Origin of the sequence: Nonomuraea sp. ATR24 (assembly GCF_041950485.1) — a bacterium.
In the GTDB taxonomy this organism is placed as follows: domain Bacteria; phylum Actinomycetota; class Actinomycetes; order Streptosporangiales; family Streptosporangiaceae; genus Nonomuraea; species Nonomuraea ceibae.
Map to the genome: position 1 here is coordinate 74,795 of NZ_JBGNUU010000024.1, position 12,946 is coordinate 87,740.

The window sequence follows — 12,946 nt, forward strand, 5'->3', positions numbered from 1 at the left end:
GTCAAAGACTGTCGACCTTGTACGGGTCGTGCTCGGTGAGCAGCTTGTCCAGGCGCGCCTGGTCGACCCGGCTGGACATGTGGGCGACCTCCTGCCGGTCACGGATGACCTTGGCCAGGCCGAACGCGGACGTCACCGTATACAGCACCGCGATCGCCAGGAACGCCCGCACCCAGGGGTCGATCGGCAGGAAGACGATGCCGAGCGCCGTGCTGCCGAGCGCCACGGCGAACGAGATGACACTCTGCGCGTAGTAGGCGGCGGTCATGGTGGGCTGGACTGGTTTGGTCATGCCCCCAGAATTCGCCACCGGGCAGGCGAGCACATGAGTACGCGTACCTGAGTACGTGCCGCCGTTCTCAGTAGCGCCAGCCGGACCAGCGGGTCACGGCCACGACGATCACCGGGCCCTCCGGGCGTCGGCCCGCGTACTGGTCGTACTTGGCCACCAGCGCGTCGAGCGCCTCGGCACGCTCGGCCTCGTCGGCGATCTGCGCGCTGCCGTCGGCACGCGCCCACCACAGGCGCGTCCAGTCGTCCTCGTAATGGTCGACGAGCAGCGAGACGTTCGGATTCGCGCGGATGTCGCGCAGCCGCCTCAGGTCGGCGGTGCGCTTCGGCTTGTGGTCGACAGCCGTCACGACCCGTTCGCCGAGCACGGCGAACGTCACGGGCACCACACGCGGCAACCCGTCGGAACCGGCGGTGCCCAGCCGGGCGACCCGCGCGGCCCCGAACAGCCGGCGCGCCGTCCCGGCATCCAATCGCACCGCCTGAGCGGTCCTACAGCTTGTACAGCTTGTGGAAAGGTGTCGTGATCCGCTCCTGCCGTGACCCGAAGTCGACGACGACGGCGATCTCGTCTTCCACTCCGATGACGACACCCAGGCCGAAACGGTCATGGGTGACCCGGTCGTTCAGGCTGAGCTGCTCGACCGGTGGAGCGGGAGGCGGGGGTTTGAAGGGACTGGTAGGCAGGTGGCGGCGGGGCGCGCCGCTAGCTGGCTTCACCCCTCCAGTATGTGCCGCCCGGGCCACTACCCGCGACCGGGGGTAGGTTACTTGTCCGTGGTGAACACTGTTCGCACCAGGCTGGAGAAGGCTTGTGGGGCCGAATCCCCCTCCGAATCCGCCTATGTCGTAGGCGTGAGACCCCGCTCCGGCCGGTCCAGCCAGATCCGCTGAGCACCGGCGCCACCGTCATCTCGAACCGGTCCTGACCCGGCTCACCCCAGGCGACCTCCAGCACCCGGTGCCCGCCCGGACGCCAGCAGGGTGTCGACGGGCCTCTGGACTGCCCGCCGTACGGTTCCTCGTCCGGGTCGCATGCCGCGCGGGATCGTACGGCTACGGGGTGAGGACGAGGCGGCCGCGGAGGGGGGTGGTGGCGAGGCGGTGGTGGGCGGCGGCCACCTGGTCGAGGGGGAGGGCGCCGGCGACGCGGAGGGTGAGGGCGCCCGCTTCGGCCAGGGCGGCCAGGCGCGACAGGTGGGCGCCGTCGGCGCGGATCCAGTGGTTGAAGACCCGGATGCCGCGCAGCGGGGGCGGCGCGCCTCCGGCGACCGCGACGACGCGCAGCCCGCGCGCGACGGCCAGCTGGACCGCGAACCCGCCGACGGCCCCGGCCGCCCCGGTCACCAGCAGTGTCTGCCCGTCGCCCAGCCCGAGCCCGTCGAGCGCCTGGGCGGCGGTCAGGCCGTTCAGGGGCAGCGTGGCGGCCTCCACGGGCGACAGGCCGTCCCGGCGGCGTCCCAGCCGATGCCGATCACGTCGCGCGCCGGCAGCAGGCCCGCTCCGGTGAGCGCGCCGGACCGGGTGGCCAGGTCGACCGGGTTGACCGTCGCGGCCTCGACCCGGATGCGGACCTGCCCTTCCGCCGCGACCGGCGCCGGGACGTCGGCGATCCGCAGGACTTCGGGCCCGCCGAAGGCCCGGATGACAACGGCACGCATGAAGAATCGCCCCCAGTTCCGGATATTTCAGGAATCGCGGACTACCGTATGGAGAGCGGCTTTCTACCAGGAAGTACGCACTTCAAGGTGCCTTACGTACGCCCGGGTGCGACGATCGAGCCGGGAGCGACCCCGTTCCGAAGGAGCGCGTCAAAGCAGTGACGGACAAGCAAGATCTCCCCATCCTCGCCTTCGCCTCCCAGGCCGAGTTCGAGAAGTGGCTCGACGCCGAGCACGCCGTCTCGCCCGGCCTCTGGCTGAAGATCGCCAAGAAGGACTCCGGCATCCCGTCCGTCACGTACGCCGAGGCGCTGGACGTGGCGCTCTGCTTCGGCTGGATCGACGGGCAGAAGGTGAAGTTCGACGCCGAGCACTGGCTGCAGCGGTTCACCCCGCGCAAGCCGAGGAGCCGGTGGTCGAAGGTCAACTGCGGCAAGGTCGAACGGCTCATCGCCGCCGGGGCGATGCGCCCGGCCGGCCTCGCGCAGGTCGAGAAGGCGAAGGCCGACGGCCGGTGGGAGGCGGCCTACGAATCGTCGAGCACGGCGACCGTACCCGATGACCTTCAGGCGGCGCTCGACGCCGACCCCGCGGCGGCGGAGTTCTTCGCCACGCTCGACAGGGCCAACCGTTACGCGATCCTCTACCGCGTCGGCGACGCCAAGCGGCCCGCGACGCGGGCGGCGCGGATCGAGAAGTTCGTCGCGATGCTGAGGGAGCACCAGAAGATCTACCCGTGAGCCCCCCGGGCGTGCCGAGGACGGGTAAATGTCGCAATGGTGACGAACGGCTGAACATTGGCTTCAGGGGCACCGAATCACCCCACGGCCTTGATCCAAATTGGTAAAAACGAGGCCGTGTCGACCGATGACCCGTCCTCCCAGGCCGGCACGGTGCCGCCGCCGCTGGTGAGCCCGTGCCCGCACACTCCCGCGTGCCCGCCACCGGTCTGCCTCCCGCCCACCGTGCGCGCACAGTCGGCGCAGACCGTACAGGCGTCGTCCGCGCCGCCGCCGTCCGTCGCCGACCCCGGAGGCGGCACCCCCTCGGGCGGCTACGAGGTCGACGCCTGGTACGTGCGCAAGTTCGCCGGAACGATGGGCGACTCGGCCATCGGCGTCGACAGCGTCAAGCAGTGGACGCCCCGCTTCGAAGGCTGGCACCTGGCCCCGATGGCCGGCATTCCGATCGTCGGACTGATGTTCGTCAACCGGCTCAACACCATCGCCGACACCTGGCGGGACAGCGCCGGCATTCTCACCGAGGTGCTGCGCACCGACAGCGGCAAGATCTCCACCGCCGCCGCGAACTACGTCGCCGCCCAGAAGGCCAGCACCATCAAGTAGGAGGAACCCCGCGATGACCACCCCATCCGGCGAACCGCCGAAACTGATCGTGCCGGGTCAGACCACGCCTCCTGCCGGCGGCCAGCAGTTGCACGTCGCCAACGCCCGGGGCGCCGTGCAGCGCACCATCACCGTCTCGCCGCCGCAGCCGCGCACCGACCCCGGCTTCTACCGGCGGCTGATCTCGCAGCTCAACCCCCTGCGCCAGACCACCCGGAGCGCCATGGTCATCTCCGGCCTCGGCGTCGCGGCACTCGCGCTGGACGTGGCGGCCACCCTCAACATGGGCAACCCGTTCCTGTTCTACGACCGGCGCGAACAGTGGAAGGACATGGCCGGGCAGCTCGAAGGCAGCCGCTCCGACCTGTGGCGGTCGTTCTTCGACGACATCGCGCCCAACTGGAAGGGCCGCGCGGTCGAAACCCTGCAGCAGTACGTGCGATTCAACGTCAACGGCCTCTACAGCCAGCTCGGCAAGATCTCCGGCGAGATGAGCAGCACCATGCACAGCCAGTTCAAGGAGGTGCTGGAGTACGACCTGTCGGTGTTCAGCCTGTACGCCTCCTCCGCGCCCGTGCTGCGCACCATCGCCTCGCTCAGCGCCCACCCGGTCGGCAAGGTCGCGCTGTGGACCCAGGTGGGCGTGTTCATGAGCATGGCGGGGAACATGGTCAAGCAGTTCGCCGACGTGTACAACTCGTACGAAGGCGATCTCAACAAGCTCGAACTCAAGCTCAACGAGCTGCGAGGCGCCTTCTACAAGAGCGGCAACCCCGACATGGGGGCGCGCGACCTCAACCTCACGCCCGCGATCGCCGACCCCTTCCGGCTGAAGGAATACTGGGTCCCGGCCTCCCAGCCGCAACAGCCCCAGCAGCCCAAGCAGCCGCAGGCCACGACATGAGGCACGTGGAATCGTTCGCAGAAGGGCGGCCCGACAACCTCTCCGGGCTGCTGCGCGAGGCCGAGAGCTGGGCCGGCGCGCTGTCCGGGGCGATGAGCGACCTGCAGCAGGAACGCCTGGAAGGCACGGACCCGAGCGGGGCCGTACGCGCCGTGGTGTCCGGCGGCGGACGCCTGCGCGCCCTGACCATCGACCCGCGCCTCTCCCGCGACCTGGACCACCTGCGGCTCGCCCAGGCCGTGCTGGACGCGATCGCCGCCGCCCACGCCACGATGGGGGAGCGGCTGGAGGAGGTCATCGAGGGCCTGAGCGTCCCGGGCGCCGCCGGCAGCGCGGCCGACCCGCTGGAGGGCTACATCCGCAACGTGCTGAAGGGGGAGTGAACGCATGCAGGACGCGAACGCGCGCCTGGAGGAGCTGATCGCCGCCGCCGCACGAGCGGAGGCGCGGGTGGACGAGTGGAGCGCCGCCGAGTTCACCGGCCGGGCCGACGACGGCGGCATCGTTGCCGTCACCGACGCCCTCGGCGCCCTCACCCGCCTGGACATCTCCCCACGCACCCGACGACGCCTGGACGCCACCAACCTCGCCGCCGCCATCCTGCAGGCCATCAGCACGGCCGAGGAAGCCGCCACCGCCTCCAGGGACGCCCTGCTCACCGACCTGCACCCAGGACCCCGCCAGAAGCCCTGAAGGCTCATTCCGCCCCGACCACGAGCCTTCGAGCTGCCGTACGAAGCCGGTCTCCGCGCATGATCCGGGAGCTGCCTGGGGCCTATGGGCGTGTTGTGCCCCTGTGTTCCCGTGCAGCTGCGGAATCACTCGCGGCGCGCAGGCGAGGGTGAAGGGTGAGCGCCAGGACCAGCAGCGCGAACACTACTGCGACCAGGAGAACGACCAGCGGAACACCGCCCAGGGCGAGGGCCACCACGCCGAACGTGAAGATGCCTGCCCAGGCGTAGAGAATGAGCACCGTCCGGGTGTGGGAGTGTCCGCTGTCCAGAATGACGTGGTGAAGGTGCCCCCGATCCGGGGCGAACGGGGATTTCCCGTGGGACGTCCTGCGTATGACGGCGCTCAAAAGGTCTATGAGAGGCACGGCGATCAGCGCAACGGGCAGGACAAGGGGAATGACCATCGGAAAGCGGTTCACCTCGGCAACCGCGTCCGGCGCGATATCCGATGTCACCAGCACCATGGAGGTCGCAAGCACCAGCCCCAGGAGCATGGAGCCTGTGTCGCCCATGAAAATCCGCGCGGGGTGAAAGTTGTGCGGCAGGAACCCTAGGCAGACGCCGATCAGAATGGCGGACATGATGGCGGTCACCTGAATGCGATCGCCGCTCAGATGCTGGGAAAGCATGATCGAATAAAGCCATACCCCGGCCGCGGCAATCGTTGTTATGCCCGCGGCCAGGCCGTCGAGCCCGTCGACGAAGTTCAGCGAATTGATGATGGCCACGACGATGCCGATGGTGACTATCGTGCTCAGCGTGCTGTCGAGTATGTACGTCGCCCCGTTGGGGAGCGGTATCCACGGTAGCCTGATTCCGAAGAAGGACAGCACTCCACCTGCGGCGATCTGCCCACAGAGCTTCGTGAGCGAGCCGAGACCCAGCCAGTCGTCAAGAAAGCCGAGAGCCACGATGACGACGCAGGAAATGACCAGCCCGTAAAGGAAATTGCTGTCCGCGAGCTTGGCGCCCGACTTGTCGAGCCGAGCGGCGATCAGAAGGGTCGTCACCAAACCCGCGCACATGGCCAGCCCGCCCAGCCGGGGCGTCGGGGTGGCATGCACGTCGCGCTCTCTGACCTCGGGCATCGCGCCTATGGAGACGGCGAATCTGCGAACGAGTGGCACGAGGATGTACGTCGCCACCGCTGCCGTGAGAACGAGGTACAGATATTCGCGCACGCCGTGCAGTGTTTCACGCCGGCCGCCTCCCCATTCTCAGTCGAGCTGCGGGCGTTGGCCGGAGGGGTCCCATTCGATGGTGACGAGTCCGCCGTATTGCTTGGCCAGCCGGCGGCGTAAGCCCTGATCGAAGGCATTGGTCTGGAGGGTGATCCGGCTGAGCTCCGGCCTGATTCCCATGCCCCACACTTCAGGCTCGTCGATCGGTCCGCGTTCCGCCTCCATCAACGCGGTGAGTTCCGCCTGGCTGTTCTCCGCCGGCCGGACCTGGGGCACGATCACGTACGGAACGGGTTTCCCATCCGACCGGCTCACCCCGGAGATCGGGGGCGAGGCAAGCGCGCGTCCTCGCGTGGTGACGTAGGGGGCGACCAGCCGGTACGGCTCGTACAGGATGTACGGCGGAGCCAGATCGTGCGGGTGAAGCTCGGCCCGTCGCAGGGCGGCTTGCTGGGCGTCCTGGAAGGGCTCGATGCCCTCGTGCGACCGGAGCAGCACGGGTGAAACCGGTTGGTAGTAGACCTCGGCGGCGTCGCTCGTCGCGGGCTGCACGATCACCCGCCACTCGCCGGGCAGGAACTCGGGCGCCGCCGTGACGGCGTACACGGCGAACAGCGCCAAGATCGCCTTCAGTCGCATGCGCGCCGAGTGTAGGCCCGCCCCGGCTCTCCGGTGCCCTGACATACTGGATCCTCAGGCTCTTACGCTGCGCCTCATGGACAACGGCGAAACACTTCCCCAACTGGCGGACATCACTGCGGCGCTGGACACGGTGCTCACCATCATGCGAGCCGCAGGCGCCGACATCACCTACCGCCTCGGGGGTACGAGCGCGGCCCTTCTTCAGGGGGTTCATCTTCCTGTCGGTGACATCGACCTTCTGGTGGCGCGACGGGAGGACGTCGACACGTTCGGCGCCGCGCTCGCCTCGTTTCCCTGCCTTTACGCTGCCTCGTGGATTCCGGAGTCCTCGCAATACTTCGCCAGGTACGAGGTGCGCGGGGTCAAGGTGGAGATGAGCACCGTCGAGAAACCGTTCGACTCCGACGGGATGGAATGCATCGGGCGCGGCCCGTGGCAGCACTACGTATGGGTCGCATGCGGCTCGCACCGGGTCCCCGCGGTTCGGCTGGAGCTACGGCTGGCGACGGAGCTCGTACGGGACAGAGCCGACCGGTACGAGCCCCTTCTCCGCCACCTGAGCGCGCACGGGTGTGAGGTGGACCTGCTGGATCGGGCCATGAGAGACCAGGGGCTGCCAGCGGAACGCCGGCGCTTCGCCTGGGATCGCCTCCACCGCTCTGCTCCCTCCGCCTGACAGCCGAGAATGTCGGGGCCGGATGGCAACATCATCGCCGTGACGAACCTGGACGACCTTCTTCAGCGGGTGCGGGCGAAGGCGTACGCGACCGCGGAGCAGCAGCTGCCTCCCCCTGCCACGGCCGAGGAGGTGGCGCAGGCGGAGAGCACCCTGGGGTTCAGCCTTCCCCCTCTGCTCGTCCGGCTCTACCGCGAGGTGGCCAACGGCGGCTTCGGCCCCGACTACCAGCTCCTTCCGCTCGTGGGCGAAGGCCGTACCGCGGTCAGTGTCTACCGCGAGGAACGCGAGGAGCTTGCGGACGGGGCTCCGCACTGGCCTGCGGACGTCCTGCCGGTCCTCGACTGGGGATGCGGCATGTTCGCCGCCGTGGACTGCCGCAGCGCCGAGGGCGCCGTGCTGCTCTTCGAGCCGAACGGCGTCGACGACGAGTGGTCCCAGGCGTGGTACGTCGACGCCGAAGGGCTGGCCGGCTGGCTGGAGACGTGGCTTTCGGGGACGGGCTGGTACGAGGAGGACGCCGGCGAAGACGGCGGGATGCGGCCGTGGGAGGCGGCCCGGCAACGACTTTCAGCGAGTAGCTGACCTGACCGGCTGTGCCTCGTCCTCATCGAACCGGCCGAAAGGACGATCCCGGACGCGCCGGATCCTGCTTTGGACCGGTGCCGTCCCCCCGGGAGGCCATACAGGATGAGGCCCCATGCCACGCGAAGACCTCCCCGAGGCCCCGTCCAGCCACCGCCTCCCGTCCCTGGGGCGGCCCCGGATCATTGCGCTCGACGTGCTGCGCGGGTTCGCGCTGTGCGAGATCCTGCTCGCCAACATCCAACTCATAGCCACCGGCGCCTCCGCCGTCGTGGTGCAGCCCATGGGCGACTGGGACCCCTGGCTGGGGTTGCCGATCTTCTCGCTGCTGTTCGGCATCGGGTTCGCACTGCTGCTGAGCTCCGCCGCGAACCGCGCCCCCCGCCCCCGCCTGGTCCTGCTGCGCCGGCTGCTGGCGTTGCTCGCGATCGGTCTCGTACACATGCTGCTCTGGCCAGGCGAGATCCTCACCATCTACGCCATCGTCGGCATGCTGGTGCTGCTGCCCTCGACCTGGCTGCCGCGGTGGGCCATGGCCAGCCTCGCCGCGGCACTCATCCCGGCGGCGATAATCTTCGGCGTGGGCGGGCCCCTGCTGATCGCCGGGCTCTTCGTCCTCGGCTCGGCCCTGGTCCGCTATGGCGTGATCGAGCGGATCGAGCAGTCCACCCGAGGGCCGCTCCTGCTGGGCCTGCTCTTCGCGGCGGCACTGGCAACCGCCCTGTGGGCGAAGGCCGGCCTGCGGGCCGTGGGCGCCACGACGCACCTGCCCGCCGTGACGAGCCTCGCCGACCTGCTGCTCGTCGGCGTGTACGTGTGCGGCCTGCTGCTCCTGCTCCGAACGCCGCTGCGACCGGTGCTGCAGTTCGTCTTCGCGCCACTGGGCCGGATGGCGCTGACCAACTACCTGACCGCCACACTCCTCGTACTGGTTGCCAGTCGAGTCCTCGGCCTGCCGATCGGCCAGTCCTTGGAGACGGCGTACTGGACCGCGGGGGCCATCCTCCTGACCCAGTGGCTGTTCAGCGCCCTCTGGCTACGCCACTACCGCCAGGGGCCCCTGGAGTGGCTCTGGCGCTGGACCACCTGGCTGCACCGCCCACGCCTCAGCCGAACCAGGACGTCATGAACCGGAGCCGTGGCCGGTGCCGACAGAGGGAATGCCTACCTTGGCCGCGAACTCAGCGGTGAAGACGACCATGACATCGTCCGTGCCCAGGTGGTAGACCTCGGCTGGCGGCCATTCCGCCGGGCTCGCGACGGCTATCCACACGACCTCCTCCCGCGAGCACAACCTGACCGCGTTCGGCGTCGGGAGGCCGCTCGCGGAGTCTGAGGACCAGGCGATATCGACGCGGGTGACTTTTCTGCCGACGAGGCCCGACCAGCGTGGGTGATCCGTCACGTCCACCGCCGCCGACCCGCCGGGCTGCCCGATCAGCCGCAGGTGAGCGGTCATCGGCTCAGGGAAGACTTCAAGCCCGAAGTGGTCGAAACTGCTGCCCCACACAGCCGAGAAGCAGGCACCACAGTCGGTGAAAAGTTCCACCCCCATGGTCGGCTGGTGCCACGTCCCGAAGTCCCACTCCTCGACGTCGCAACCGTCGTCGCCGCCCATCAACGGGTAGTAGACGACCCTCTGGATACGCCGACCTCGCAACATGGCAGCCGTACGTTCGTACTCCGCCTGGGTCAGCAACGATGACGACATCGGTACAGCATCACCCGAGACGGGCGTCATGGGCCAACGCATTTCCGCTGCGCACGACTCGGCCGGCCAGTCACAGCACACGTCGAAAAATCAAAAGGCCCTCTCCCCATCCAAGGGGCGAGGGCCTTCAACCTGCGGAGGATCGGGGATTTGAACCCCGGATGGTGTTGCCACCAAACCGCATTAGCAGTGCGGCGCCATAGACCTGACTAGGCGAATCCTCCTGGTAGCCACGTGGCTCAGGACAGCGTACCGGCCTTCTGGCAGTGCGGCAAAGCGGTTCCCGTCACGCGTCCCCGCGCGGCCGCCTCGTCGCTGTCCAATCAGTGTCCAGCGAGTTGTCCACACCCTGTGGGTAACCGGCTGTGGACAAAGCCCGCTCCTGGTCAGGAGCGGGCTCAGGGCTGTGGATAACCCCCCGCTGTGGACAACCGCGAAACCTAGGCGGCGGCCGCCGGGTTGGCCTCGCCCTCGATCTCGACCTTGATCTTCTTGCCGACCAGGACGCCGCCCGTCTCCAGGGCCTGGTTCCAGGTGAGGCCGAAGTCCTCGCGGTCGAACTCGGTGTTGATGGAGAAGCCCCAGACGGCCTGGCCCCACGGGTTGGTGCCGGCGCCGCCGTACTCGACCGTGAGCTCGACCTCCTTGGTGACCTCGCGGATCGTGAGGTCGCCGACGACGGTGAACTCGTCGCCCGAGTGGTCGGTGACGCGGGTGCTCCTGAAGGTGATCTCCGGGAACTTGTCCACGGCGAGGAAGTCGTCGCTGCGCAGGTGGCCGTCGCGGTCGGCCACGCCGGTGGAGATGCTCTCGGTCTTGATCGTGAGCTCGGCGGACGAGTCCAGCGGGTTCTCGGCGATCGTGACGGAACCGGAGAAGTTGGAGAAGCTGCCGCGTACCTTGCTGACCATCATGTGCTTGACCACGAAGCCGATGGTGGTGTGGGCGACGTCGAGCGTGTAGGTGCCGGCGGCGGGGACGGTCAGGCCGTTCCAGGTGCGCGTGCTCATGGGGTTCCCTCCGATGGAGCTTGTTGTGCGGACGTTTGCGCCAACAAATTTCTACACGAGGAATATTCCGCGCGTCAACCAACGTCCGTTAGGGTATGAGCGTGACGAACATTGACGACCCCAGGCTGACGGCCATGGGCCTGCTGGCGGAGGTGCATGCCGGGCTGACGGCCAGGATGCAGCCGGTGTTCAGCGCGGCCGGGCTGTCGGACGTCGACTTCGAGACCCTGGTCAGGCTGGGGCGTTCGCCGCGTCAGCAGCTCCGGATGACCGATCTGGCCGCGCAGACCGGTCTGTCCACGAGTGGCGTGACCCGCGTGATCGACCGTTTGGAACGTGACGGCCTGGTCTCCCGCGAGGCGTGCGCCACCGATCGGCGGGCCTCCTACGCCACGCTCACCGGATCCGGCCGCGACAAGCTGGAAGAGGTGCTGCCCCGCCACCTGGAGGACATCGACGAGTGCCTGACCGGGCTGCTGAGCTCCGCCGAGCTGGAGACGTTCCTGGCCACGCTGCGCAAGATCCGGCAGGTCGTACGGCCCTGCGCTACGGCCGGGGCAGACCCAGTTCACTCCTGAGCTTGGCCATGGCCCGCGACACCGTGCTCTTCACCGTGCCGACGCTGATCCCCAGCGCGCTGGCGATCTCCGGCTCGGTCATGTCCTCGTAGTAGCGCAGCACGATGGCCGCCCGCATCCGCTCGGGCAGCTTCTGCAGGGCCAGTTCGAGCCGCTCGTGCACGTCGCCGCAGGCTTCTACCGGCGTAACCACCTCGGGCAACTCGTCGGACGGGTACTCTTCCAGCTTGCGCCGTCGCCACTGGGAGATGTTGATGTTGACCATCGCCCGACGCACGTACCCGTCGAGCGCCCCCCGGTCCTGGATGCGGTCCCATGCGAGGTATGTCTTGGTCAGTGCGCTCTGCAGGAGATCCTCCGCATCCAGAGGGTGTCCGGTCAGCTGCTTGGCGGCACGCAGCAGCGCAGGGCCGCGCGTCATCACGTACTCGCGGAACTCCTCGTCGAATCTCTGCATCCCGGCCAGAATCCCAGCCCGGGGCCGCATTCAGGCAGAACCGCAATTCAGGATTCGGCCCGCCGTGGATAAAGGTCAGTCAAGGTCGGTGGCAGTTTGTATGACGCCGGATGTCATCTCCTTCCCCGGGGGATGCGTATTTTGCTCCCGTGTGCGGTGGAAGGCCCTGGCCCAGCCGCATGCGTGTGACTCTGGTACCCGGGACGAGGGAGGGGCGGATGGGCTTTCCTGATGTTGAGCGTCGCCGGGTGCTGGCAGCGGCGGCGCTGGGGCGCGAGGCGACGACGCCGGGCCCGGGGCCGGAGGGGGGCGAGCCCCTGCGCGCGGTCACCGGCGAGATCCTCGACGTGAGCCCGCACATGATCGCCGTCGAGGCCCCAGACGGGAGGCAGGAACGCCTGGTCATCGCGCCGTGGGCGACCGCGTGGCACGGCGGCGACGTCGCCCCGGCCGACCTGCCGGTACGGGCCACCGTGCTGATGAGGGCGTTGCGCGAAGGCAAGGTCGTCGAGCGGATCTGGGCCGACACCGTACGCCTGACCGGCACCATCGTGTCGATCGAAGGCCGCAAGGACGTCACCGTGGAGCTCGACTGCGGCCCGCACCGGGGCCGCCGCACGATCGTGATCCCCTACCGCGCCACGGGCCGGCTGCGGGTGCGCCATCCCCAGTTCGAGCCCGGTTACCTGTTCGACGCGATCGGGGTCAGGAAGGACGGCGCCACGCTGGCGCTGCTGCCCGCCACGTCGCAGCCCGCCTACCCGGCGCGGGCCGTGCCGCCGCCACCGCCGTCGTACGCCGGCGCCCAGGCGCGCATCGCGGGCACCATCACCTGGTCCGACGTGTTCGACGGCGAGGAGCGCGGCGCCGCGTACCCGATGGTGGAGCGCTCGGACGCGGGCTGCCCCGACGCGGGCGTGTCCTGCGCGGCGCTGCCGTACCTGGCGATCGGCTCGCTGCTGCAGATCCAGAACGTGTGCGCGAACCGGTCGGCGGTCGTGCCGATCGTCGCGTGCGGGTGCGTGGCCGGGCGCTTCTGCGACCGGTGTGTCGAGTGCGGCACCTCGCCACGCGGCCGGATCACCGAGCTCTCCCCGGCCAGCTACGTGGAGCTGGGCGGGGACCTGGTGAACGGGTGTTTCAACGCGCAGATCGGATTGGGGTGACACA

Annotated in this window: 20 protein-coding genes and 1 tRNA gene; 10 read left to right on the top strand and 11 right to left on the bottom strand. The window is 68.9% G+C overall.

Annotation, left to right across the window (positions count from 1 at the left end; translation table 11 throughout):
- Nucleotide 1: 1 nt before the first annotated feature.
- The 5 genes from ACBI99_RS38595 to ACBI99_RS38615 all read right to left on the bottom strand — a co-directional run bounded on the left by ACBI99_RS38595 (nucleotide 2) and on the right by ACBI99_RS38615 (nucleotide 1,952).
- Nucleotides 2-292 carry a YiaA/YiaB family inner membrane protein gene (locus ACBI99_RS38595; protein ID WP_219498689.1) on the bottom strand — a complete coding sequence of 97 codons (291 nt, stop codon included), beginning with the start codon at nucleotides 290-292 and terminating at the stop codon, nucleotides 2-4.
- 67 nt (nucleotides 293-359) lie between these two features.
- Entirely contained in the window at nucleotides 360-770 is a 411-nt protein-coding gene (locus tag ACBI99_RS38600) for a TIGR03668 family PPOX class F420-dependent oxidoreductase (protein WP_219499476.1), read from the bottom strand.
- Between the two features lie 13 nt (nucleotides 771-783).
- Complete coding sequence (locus tag ACBI99_RS38605) at nucleotides 784-1,011, bottom strand: hypothetical protein (RefSeq protein ID WP_219498691.1); 228 nt, start codon at nucleotides 1,009-1,011, stop codon at nucleotides 784-786.
- A 336-nt stretch (nucleotides 1,012-1,347) separates the two neighbouring features.
- Entirely contained in the window at nucleotides 1,348-1,725 is a 378-nt protein-coding gene (locus ACBI99_RS38610) for a zinc-binding dehydrogenase (protein ID WP_375074734.1), read from the bottom strand.
- Nucleotides 1,701-1,952: a hypothetical protein gene (locus ACBI99_RS38615; RefSeq protein WP_375074735.1), complete on the bottom strand. Its 252-nt coding sequence runs from the start codon at nucleotides 1,950-1,952 to the stop codon at nucleotides 1,701-1,703. The genes ACBI99_RS38610 and ACBI99_RS38615 overlap by 25 nt, the downstream gene beginning before the upstream one ends.
- 158 nt (nucleotides 1,953-2,110) lie before the next feature.
- On the opposite strand from ACBI99_RS38615, the gene ACBI99_RS38620 reads away from it, so the two are divergent.
- From ACBI99_RS38620 to ACBI99_RS38640, 5 genes are all read left to right on the top strand, one after another.
- Nucleotides 2,111-2,692, top strand: a complete 582-nt coding sequence (locus ACBI99_RS38620) for a YdeI family protein (RefSeq protein ID WP_375074736.1) — start codon at nucleotides 2,111-2,113, stop codon at nucleotides 2,690-2,692.
- Between the two features lie 117 nt (nucleotides 2,693-2,809).
- Nucleotides 2,810-3,298, top strand: a complete 489-nt coding sequence (locus tag ACBI99_RS38625; protein WP_219498702.1) for a hypothetical protein — start codon at nucleotides 2,810-2,812, stop codon at nucleotides 3,296-3,298.
- 13 nt (nucleotides 3,299-3,311) lie between these two features.
- Nucleotides 3,312-4,202, top strand: coding sequence for a hypothetical protein (locus ACBI99_RS38630; protein WP_219498706.1), 891 nt, complete (start codon nucleotides 3,312-3,314; stop codon nucleotides 4,200-4,202).
- Nucleotides 4,203-4,207: 5 nt separating this feature from the next.
- Nucleotides 4,208-4,585, top strand: a complete 378-nt coding sequence (locus tag ACBI99_RS38635; protein ID WP_219498709.1) for a YbaB/EbfC family nucleoid-associated protein — start codon at nucleotides 4,208-4,210, stop codon at nucleotides 4,583-4,585.
- Nucleotides 4,586-4,589: 4 nt separating this feature from the next.
- Nucleotides 4,590-4,895 (top strand): YbaB/EbfC family nucleoid-associated protein, encoded by a 306-nt coding sequence (locus ACBI99_RS38640; protein WP_219498712.1) that lies wholly within the window; start codon nucleotides 4,590-4,592, stop codon nucleotides 4,893-4,895.
- Between the two features lie 82 nt (nucleotides 4,896-4,977).
- On the opposite strand, the gene ACBI99_RS38645 is transcribed toward ACBI99_RS38640, so the two are convergent.
- Entirely contained in the window at nucleotides 4,978-6,117 is a 1,140-nt protein-coding gene (locus ACBI99_RS38645) for a glycosyltransferase family 4 protein (RefSeq protein WP_375074737.1), read from the bottom strand.
- Nucleotides 6,118-6,153: 36 nt separating this feature from the next.
- Entirely contained in the window at nucleotides 6,154-6,756 is a 603-nt protein-coding gene (locus ACBI99_RS38650; RefSeq protein ID WP_375074738.1) for a hypothetical protein, read from the bottom strand.
- A 76-nt stretch (nucleotides 6,757-6,832) separates the two neighbouring features.
- Here ACBI99_RS38650 and ACBI99_RS38655 point away from each other — a divergent pair, with 76 nt between their 5' ends.
- The 3 genes from ACBI99_RS38655 (at nucleotide 6,833) to ACBI99_RS38665 (ending at nucleotide 9,149) form a co-directional block, all read left to right on the top strand.
- Nucleotides 6,833-7,435 (top strand): hypothetical protein, encoded by a 603-nt coding sequence (locus tag ACBI99_RS38655; protein WP_375074739.1) that lies wholly within the window; start codon nucleotides 6,833-6,835, stop codon nucleotides 7,433-7,435.
- A gap of 39 nt (nucleotides 7,436-7,474) precedes the next feature.
- Nucleotides 7,475-8,020 carry an SMI1/KNR4 family protein gene (locus tag ACBI99_RS38660; protein WP_357591243.1) on the top strand — a complete coding sequence of 182 codons (546 nt, stop codon included), beginning with the start codon at nucleotides 7,475-7,477 and terminating at the stop codon, nucleotides 8,018-8,020.
- 115 nt (nucleotides 8,021-8,135) lie between these two features.
- Complete coding sequence (locus tag ACBI99_RS38665) at nucleotides 8,136-9,149, top strand: DUF418 domain-containing protein (protein ID WP_375074740.1); 1,014 nt, start codon at nucleotides 8,136-8,138, stop codon at nucleotides 9,147-9,149.
- On the opposite strand, the gene ACBI99_RS38670 is transcribed toward ACBI99_RS38665, so the two are convergent.
- From ACBI99_RS38670 to ACBI99_RS38680, 3 genes are all read right to left on the bottom strand, one after another.
- Nucleotides 9,144-9,731 carry a hypothetical protein gene (locus tag ACBI99_RS38670; protein WP_375074741.1) on the bottom strand — a complete coding sequence of 196 codons (588 nt, stop codon included), beginning with the start codon at nucleotides 9,729-9,731 and terminating at the stop codon, nucleotides 9,144-9,146. The two genes, ACBI99_RS38665 and ACBI99_RS38670, sit on opposite strands and share 6 nt — an antisense overlap.
- 135 nt (nucleotides 9,732-9,866) lie before the next feature.
- Nucleotides 9,867-9,955, bottom strand: a tRNA-Ser gene (locus tag ACBI99_RS38675).
- Between the two features lie 216 nt (nucleotides 9,956-10,171).
- On the bottom strand, nucleotides 10,172-10,741 hold the full coding sequence (locus ACBI99_RS38680) for a YceI family protein (protein WP_375074742.1): 570 nt from the start codon (nucleotides 10,739-10,741) through the stop codon (nucleotides 10,172-10,174).
- Between the two features lie 95 nt (nucleotides 10,742-10,836).
- On the opposite strand from ACBI99_RS38680, the gene ACBI99_RS38685 reads away from it, so the two are divergent.
- Nucleotides 10,837-11,319: a MarR family winged helix-turn-helix transcriptional regulator gene (locus ACBI99_RS38685; RefSeq protein ID WP_219498752.1), complete on the top strand. Its 483-nt coding sequence runs from the start codon at nucleotides 10,837-10,839 to the stop codon at nucleotides 11,317-11,319.
- Here the strand turns inward: ACBI99_RS38685 and ACBI99_RS38690 are convergent.
- On the bottom strand, nucleotides 11,288-11,776 hold the full coding sequence (locus ACBI99_RS38690) for a SigE family RNA polymerase sigma factor (protein WP_364168269.1): 489 nt from the start codon (nucleotides 11,774-11,776) through the stop codon (nucleotides 11,288-11,290). The two genes, ACBI99_RS38685 and ACBI99_RS38690, sit on opposite strands and share 32 nt — an antisense overlap.
- A 218-nt stretch (nucleotides 11,777-11,994) precedes the next feature.
- Between ACBI99_RS38690 and ACBI99_RS38695 the strand changes: the two genes are divergently transcribed.
- Complete coding sequence (locus tag ACBI99_RS38695; protein ID WP_375074743.1) at nucleotides 11,995-12,942, top strand: hypothetical protein; 948 nt, start codon at nucleotides 11,995-11,997, stop codon at nucleotides 12,940-12,942.
- Nucleotides 12,943-12,946: the final 4 nt, after the last annotated feature.